4 protein-coding genes and 1 pseudogene are annotated in these 4146 nt (G+C 44.7%); 1 reads left to right on the plus strand and 4 read right to left on the minus strand.

Annotation, left to right across the window (positions count from 1 at the left end):
• Window positions 1-137: pseudogene (locus Tanf_RS14700) on the plus strand (IS1595 family transposase); the annotation flags it as partial.
• A gap of 9 nt (window positions 138-146) precedes the next feature.
• Here Tanf_RS14700 and Tanf_RS02430 read toward each other — a convergent pair.
• The 4 genes from Tanf_RS02430 to Tanf_RS14085 all read right to left on the minus strand — a co-directional run.
• Window positions 147-659 (minus strand): hypothetical protein, encoded by a 513-nt coding sequence (locus tag Tanf_RS02430; RefSeq protein ID WP_014224520.1) that lies wholly within the window; start codon window positions 657-659, stop codon window positions 147-149.
• A 156-nt stretch (window positions 660-815) separates the two neighbouring features.
• Window positions 816-1442, minus strand: coding sequence for an IS630 family transposase (locus Tanf_RS15740; RefSeq protein ID WP_141728815.1), 627 nt, complete (start codon window positions 1440-1442; stop codon window positions 816-818).
• A 45-nt stretch (window positions 1443-1487) separates the two neighbouring features.
• Window positions 1488-1946 carry a helix-turn-helix domain-containing protein gene (locus Tanf_RS15745; protein WP_041590886.1) on the minus strand — a complete coding sequence of 153 codons (459 nt, stop codon included), beginning with the start codon at window positions 1944-1946 and terminating at the stop codon, window positions 1488-1490.
• A gap of 882 nt (window positions 1947-2828) precedes the next feature.
• Window positions 2829-4146 (minus strand): T9SS type A sorting domain-containing protein (locus tag Tanf_RS14085; protein ID WP_140230653.1); only part of this gene is annotated, 1318 nt, incomplete at its 5' end.

Genomic DNA, 4146 nt, shown 5'->3' on the forward strand with positions numbered 1-4146 from the left:
AGCCCGAATTCTTACAAAATTATCTCGATGAATTCTGTTATAAGTTTAATCGAAGATACTGGGGAGAAGCCCTCTTTGGAAGATTGCTCGTAGCTTGCGTAACCTATAAAAATGAGTTTAGGTATAAATACGGATAATCATATTATTTAAATATGTAACGGTTCTATTTTAAAGGTAACTTTTGCCGATTGAGCAAGTTTGTCAACTAAGATACCGTAACGAAAAACGTCAGGCTGGGTTGCATCGCCATCCACCTTCAACAAGTAAGTATAAGCATTGGAACCTGTTCTTACAAATGAATGTTCCATATTCGTTACTTGATTACCATAGGTTCCATATCCCAATAGCAGAGTGTGTTTCGAGAAATCGATCTGCTGTAAATCTTTGAAGTGTTTTAAATCTTTTTCAGTAAACACCGATTTAAGTTCTTTCTCTGACCGGATAACCTTCGATTCTTTATGATTACCTATCGCGGTTATTTTGGGCAGCTTTTTTATTATGGTTACTTCAAGAGAATTTGAGTTACCGGAAGAGGTTGAATCTTCATTTTGCAACTCTTTTTCTATGGTTACTTCAGGAGCAATAACATCTTTCTTACACCCCGCTCCTGCTGTTAGTAAAAGCAGGGTACTTATCCATAAAATGATTTGCTGTTTCATGTTTTTCTGTTTTTTAAAGTTTATACTTGTTTCCGCGTTCCGGATATTTCTTTTACGCTGCGCCTCCGGTGCGGTTTGCGAGGCGCATCGGCTTGTCAGGTGGAGTGTCGGCTGTTATTTCCATAGCCATGCGTTTTTGATGATACTACTGTTATGTTATCTATTAATTGACGGGTATAGTCTCTTTAGTTTGATTCTTGCATCTTTGTTTGTGAACTGCCAGTTAATGGTTGAATTTTTGTTGTTCCGATGTTCCTGCCAGAGCGCAACTTCTTTTTTTATTTCTTCCATGGTTGAAATATGCCTGTTCAAGCATTGCCTGTTTAAAACGTGCAACTCTATTTCCGCCATATTGAGCCAACTCCCATGCTTTGGGGTAAATACGAAATCAAACCTGTCCCATATCCTTTTGGCCTCCTCCGGTTCAAATGCTTCATATAGCGCTCCCGGAGTATGTGTCTTAAAATTATCCATAACCAATGTTATCCTGTCTGCCTGTGGAAACATTTCATCGGATATCTTTCTGATAAAATGAGCCCAATCCACTTTTGTCTTTGTAGTGGTTACTTCCACCATCCTTTTCCCTTTCAGCGGCTCGTTTGCCATGAATATATTGACTACGCCATGCCTGATATATTCGTAATCAATCCGCGCCTCTCGCCCGGGTTTTACAGGGATTGAATCACGCATCTCAATCAACTGCTTGGATGACTCATCCATGAAGAGACACCGGATTGGAAGGGGTATAGGGCCGCTTATATACGTCCAGGACGTTCTCCATATGGGCTACAAATTCCCCGCCGTTGGCTCTTGGAATAACCCACCCCTTTACTTTCCAGGGCTTAAGTTCATTTTTTTTAAAACCTTCCCCACCGTCACATGGGAAATCTTGTCAATATACTCCAATTCAACCATCTTGTCTGCCAGCAAGCGCAAAGACCATCTCGCATACCCTTCAGGGGGAGCGCTGCAACATAAAGCCACCAATTTGGCTTCCACATCGCCGTCGACTTTCCTTTCGTATACGCGTTGGGTTGGGCGACGCTCCAACGTGGCTTCAAAGCCCTCTTCCACAAATCGTTTCTTCACTCGGTCGATGGTACGCATGCCTATGCGTAAAACCTCACATATACGCTCGTTTGTCACCTTCCGGGAATAATCGCCTTCATCGGTATTGAGCAGGATATAGGCGGCACGATAGGTTTGGGACTTGTGAGAGCCTTTGTTGACTATCGCTTCCAATTCTTCCACTTCTTGCTTGCTTAATTTAATAGTGTATCGTATCATGACTTTTTGAGACAAAGATACAAATAATATGCGCCATGTCAAAATTTACAGAACACTACAAAGTTAGAAACATTTTTTGAGAATATGCAAATATTTTGTCTGTTTTTTGCGTCCTTTGCGTTGTTCTTTGCGAACTTAGCGATAAGATCACCGCAAGGATCGAAAAGGTTACGCAATGCACGCACGTTTGTTCAAGCAAAACATCTCGACCATATAAATAAATCAACATTTTATATCAGGCTTACAGCCCTCCGCAGGAGTGGGTATTCTTTTCCCCCAACGCTTCGCTTCGCATTGGGCTGAATTAACGCGCCCCTGCGGGGCTCTTACAGCAGTCAGCCGTCAGTTCCGCATTCCTCCTTGGAAGGGGGGGAAGGGGGATGTTCATATCGGCATTATGACGGGTGAACACAGAGGTTTGCCCCTACATGAACTGCCCTTTCCTCTACCCTGTCATTCAGAGCTCCTCCTTTGTCATTCAGAGCACTTTCCTTGTCATTCAGAGCGTCAGCGATGAATCTTTCCTCTTCCTCGCGGGATTCCTCACGGCGTTCGGAATGACAGGGGTACATGTCGTAGAGACGCAAATCATTGCGTCTCTACGGTGCGTACTGCGTTCATTTGCGAAATTTGCATTCGGACACCGTGTACCCTGTACATAACCATTACCCGAAAGGGCTGCAAACCCGATATATTTCAGCCCCATCCCGTAAGGGTGGGGTCCCGTCCAACCTTGTTCGGAGGGCTGTAAGCCTGATGTAATTTATCGGTCAGTATTCAGCCATCAGCTTCCATCCAACAATCAAACAACTCAACAGTTCAACAATTCAACAATTCAACGCCCGAAGGGCATCACTTTTCACTTTTAGTTTTTCACTCTTCTCACTTTTTAATCAACTTCTGCGTATGTGTCTGTCCGTCTTTGACCACGCGCACGAAGTACAGTCCTGCCGGCAGTCCGGCCATCGGGATTTGGAACGTCGGCTGATCCGTCCGGAACGAGCGCAGCATCCTCATACCGCTCCAGAGCTGGATTTCGTAGGGGCTTCTGTCGGTCGAGAGCACGCTTGATCCGCTGACCTCGTTCGTCTCCGTCAGCTGCAAGGTCACTTCGTCCGTGGCCGGGTTGGGGGAGAGGGTGAAACGGTAGTTTGAGCAATCTGAAGAAGATCCCAATGTCGCCGAGCATACCGTACCGGATGTGCCACAGCAGGTGCGTGCCTTTAATGAAATCCATCCGCCCGCGGCTTGATTTGTATTGATGGAGATCATATTGTTCTGTGTATAATAAATTGTCCAAGCCGGGGAAACAGTCCATTCCGGATCACTTAGAGCACAGCCCGAATTATTTACCAGACTGAAGTGGTAAGTCGTATTCGGACAGAGACCACTGGTACCCGTAGCAGTATTTCCTATATATCCGCCACTCGAATTATTCCAAACATCGAATGAAATATCGCTGTTGTACGACGCATTAGCAGTAATGGTACCAGTCGACAGCGATGTCGAAGTCGGCCCACTGATGGTTGCCGTGATGACAGCTGATATATTGAATATAGCTTTAAAGGTAGCCGTTGCTGTTCCCTGTCCTGAGATCAACCGTAAACAGTTACTGCTTGATGACCATTGCACGGACGAACCCACAGGTAAGTTCTCTACTGTATAAGTCGCTTCATTATAAAAACTTGAAGGGCCGGAGAGAGAGGGGTATTTTGAAGTATTCGTTGTCATTACATCACTTCCATTCGGGTCTAACCAATTACTTAACCGTGTACTGTTTGTTCCTCCTCCCGTCCAAGAACGATGAAATTGACCGTATTCTGCTCTAGGTTGTTCGCAATAGGGTAGTGAAGAATTGTAACTTTGGTTTCCATGAAGCTGGCCAACAACTTGTTTGTTTTGATTAAACAAAGGAGAGCCTGATGAACCATGTTGAACAACTCCATCATCAAAACTTATAAGCCAATGATTATTATTTCCCCCCCAACTGGAAATTTGTAGTTGGTCATTGTCAAAAGAAATTTTCATGACATCTCCCGACGGATGGTGAATCCCCGTACCCGAAGTCGGCGCATTGCCGCTTCGATCCCATCCCAACCATGAAAAACGGGAGTCGCCGGCGGGAGAGTTTCTCAGTTCCATTAATGCAAAATCGGTATTATTCCACGCTGCCCTGAATGTAGCCCGGTTATAGGTATAA

Source organism: Tannerella forsythia, assembly GCF_001006485.1.
GTDB classification, from domain to species: domain Bacteria; phylum Bacteroidota; class Bacteroidia; order Bacteroidales; family Tannerellaceae; genus Tannerella; species Tannerella forsythia.

Bases quoted from the DNA above. Each gene is read 5' to 3' on its own strand.
- Tanf_RS15745 (WP_041590886.1), bottom strand. From the start codon at position 1,946: ATGATACGATACACTATTAAATTAAGCAAGCAAGAAGTGGAAGAATTG.
- Tanf_RS02430 (WP_014224520.1), bottom strand. From the start codon at position 659: ATGAAACAGCAAATCATTTTATGGATAAGTACCCTGCTTTTACTAACA.